Here is a 2,624-nt window from a genome sequence, read left to right on the forward strand (position 1 = left end):
AGAAGCAGGGCGCCGGCGCCCGTAAGGCCCGCAAGGGCCCGCACGGCGGCAAGGCCGACGAAGGCGTACCGGTGGAGAGCACCACGCGCAGTGGCGAGGACCTGGCCCGCGGCGGCCAGAAGGGCCACCACGACCTGGGATCCCGGGGACGCTCGCAGCGCCCCAGCGGCGGCAAGGACACCTCCGCGTTCACCGGCGTCGAGAAGGAAGAGGACTCCAAGCGGCTCCGCCCCGGTTGACCGGTGCCGTCGCCCGGACCGTCGGCTCTGCCGCGCGGCGCGCCGGGCCCGACGGGGGCGCCCGAGCAGCAGGCGCCCCCGCCGGCCGTACCCACCCGGTCTCCTGATCGGGATGGCGGCCCAGGTGGGCCGGGAGGGTGACGGGTTCCCGCGCCGGCGGCGTGCGAGGGGCCGGGCCGGTAGCGGCCGTGCCAGGCTGTACGGGTTTCCGCCAGACCGGTCGTCGGGGCGGAACGGTCCGCCACGATGACGACGAGGAGGAGCGGAACTGGTCGCCCGAGGTGTGCGAGGTGAGGGGCCGCAACAGGCTTCCCGGTCCCGGCGGGCCACGTCCGGCAGCCGAGGACGACGCCCCGCGTGCCCCGCCGTCCGTTCCCGGCGCCGACCCGTCGTGACACGTCGGAGCCGCCGCGCGCGCACCCTGGGGGGCCGCAACGTGCTGTTCCTGCTGTGTGCGCTGGCCGCACTCGCGGCGTGCGGGAGTTCCGCGCCCGCCGCCCGGCAGGGCGCGGCCGGCCGGGCGGGGCTTGCCTTTGCTCAGGCCCTGGCCGCCGGTGACCACCTGAGGGCCTGCGGGCTGCTGGCTCCCTCCACCCGCCGACAGCTGGAGCAGGACGAGCGGCAGGACTGCCCGCAGGCGCTCGCGGCCGAGCAGCTGCCCGTGGCCGGCGGCCTCCGCGACGTCCGGGCGTACGGCAGGCAGGCGATGGCCCGGATGACGGGCGACACCTTGTTCCTGTCGCAGTTCGCCGACGGGTGGAAGGTGGTGGCCGCGGGCTGCACACCGCAGCGGGACCGGCCCTACGAGTGCCTCGTCAAGGGGGCCTGACATGCGCGCCCTGTTCGTCACCACCCTGGCAGTGATCCTGGGTGGACTGGGCTACTTCATCACCATCGGGGTGCTGCGGCGATGACGGACGGCCGTCCGCGGGGGTGGGGCTTCTGGCGGGACAACAGCCTGACGCTGGCTTTCGGTGGCGCCTTCGTGCTGACGCTGGCCTGCCAGGCCGTCGCCGGCCACGCCGAGTTCAACGAGCAACTCACCGTGGACGGGCTGCAGCCCCTCGGCTTCGCCGACTACCTCACCTCCTCCGACTTCGCCGTGGACGTGACCGAGAACTGGCAATCGGAGTTCCTGCAGTTCTTCCTCTACGTCTTCGGCACCGTCTGGCTCGTCCAGCGCGGCTCGCCGGAGTCGAAGGAGGTCCACAAGACGGGCCCGGAAAGCGAGGAGGTACAACGCATGGGCGACCACGCGCGGGCCGACTCCCCGCGCTGGGCGGGAACCGGCGGCTGGCGCCAGGCCCTGTACTCCCGTTCCCTGGGGATCGTGATGGGCGGCCTGTTCGTGCTGTCGTGGCTGGCGCAGTCCATCACCGGCACCGCCGCCTACAACGGCGAGCAGCTCCGCCGGCTCGAAGACCCCGTCACCTGGGCCGGGTACCTCGGCACCCCGGACTTCTGGAACCGTACGCTGCAGAACTGGCAGTCCGAGCTCCTCGCGGTCGCGGCGATGGTCGTGCTGTCCATCTACCTCCGCCAGCGCGGCTCACCGGAGTCCAAACCGGTCGGTGCCGCCCACACCACCACCGGCGTCGAGGGCTGACCGCCCGGCACGCCCCCGCCGCGCCGCAGGGACGGGGCCGCCGACGCGGGCTGCTGCACCAGCCGCGTTCTGGCGCTCCCCCTATCCCAACGGAGCGTTTTCGTTGTCCAGCAGATCGAGCAACGGCGCTCGGTGGAGGGCGGCGATCGGTTCGAGCAGGTCGGGGTGGCGCAGCAGGGGCGCGGCGCGGTGTTCGTGGTTGCCGGGGCGTACGAGGCGGGTGACTTCGCCGGCCAGGCTGCGGTCGACGACGTGGTGGGCGTCGAGGGCGAGGGCGAGGTCGGGGTCGGCCAGGAGGCAGGCGGCCCAGCTGACGACGGTCTCGTCCACCCACGTCCGCCAGGCGGTGTCGGCGTCGGCCTCGTCACCCCCACCGTCGTGCTCGGCGCCGGTCAGCCAGTCCAGTCGGGCGCTCCCGCCCGGGCCGAGCAGGTGCAGCAGCTGGGCGTCGAGCGCGGTCGGGTAGCGCAGGGCGGCGGCGAGGGTGACGGCCTGCCGGGCCTGGGCTTCGGCCAAGGCCCGGCTGAAGGCGCCCGGGGCGGGCGGGAAGGCGGTCAGCAGCCAGCGGGTGCCGGCGGCTATGACGGGTGAGAGATCGGCGGACACAGCGGTTTCCTCGGGGGGCGTGCTCGCCCGCCCGTGCCGGGTCCGCGAGCTGCGGCGCGAAGCTGCGCTGCTCCGCTCGTGGCCGACCAGTGTAGGCGCGGGCAGCCGGTGCGCGGCGTGACGCACGTCACCGTCCGCCCGGGGGCGGTGGGCCCGGCCCGGGCGTCCGGGCC

At 74.6% G+C, this 2,624-nt stretch carries 3 protein-coding genes and 1 pseudogene; 3 read left to right on the plus strand and 1 reads right to left on the minus strand.

Annotated elements, in window-relative coordinates:
* The 3 genes and pseudogenes from ACFV7Q_RS38685 to ACFV7Q_RS38695 all read left to right on the plus strand — a co-directional run.
* Positions 1–239 (plus strand): annotated as a pseudogene (locus tag ACFV7Q_RS38685) (hypothetical protein); the annotation flags it as partial.
* A 391-nt stretch (positions 240–630) separates the two neighbouring features.
* Positions 631–1,068 carry a hypothetical protein gene (locus ACFV7Q_RS38690; RefSeq protein ID WP_385435643.1) on the plus strand — a complete coding sequence of 146 codons (438 nt, stop codon included), beginning with the start codon at positions 631–633 and terminating at the stop codon, positions 1,066–1,068.
* A gap of 81 nt (positions 1,069–1,149) precedes the next feature.
* Entirely contained in the window at positions 1,150–1,845 is a 696-nt protein-coding gene (locus ACFV7Q_RS38695) for a DUF6766 family protein (RefSeq protein WP_385435644.1), read from the plus strand.
* A gap of 81 nt (positions 1,846–1,926) precedes the next feature.
* Here ACFV7Q_RS38695 and ACFV7Q_RS38700 read toward each other — a convergent pair whose 3' ends face one another.
* Positions 1,927–2,451, minus strand: a complete 525-nt coding sequence (locus tag ACFV7Q_RS38700; protein WP_385435645.1) for a hypothetical protein — start codon at positions 2,449–2,451, stop codon at positions 1,927–1,929.
* Positions 2,452–2,624: the final 173 nt, after the last annotated feature.

Origin of the sequence: Streptomyces sp. NPDC059851, from assembly GCF_042732005.1 — a bacterium.
GTDB lineage: Bacteria > Actinomycetota > Actinomycetes > Streptomycetales > Streptomycetaceae > Streptomyces.

Excerpts from the sequence above, each read along its gene's own strand:
- ACFV7Q_RS38695 (WP_385435644.1), top strand. The coding sequence starts at position 1,150 with ATGACGGACGGCCGTCCGCGGGGGTGGGGCTTCTGGCGGGACAACAGC.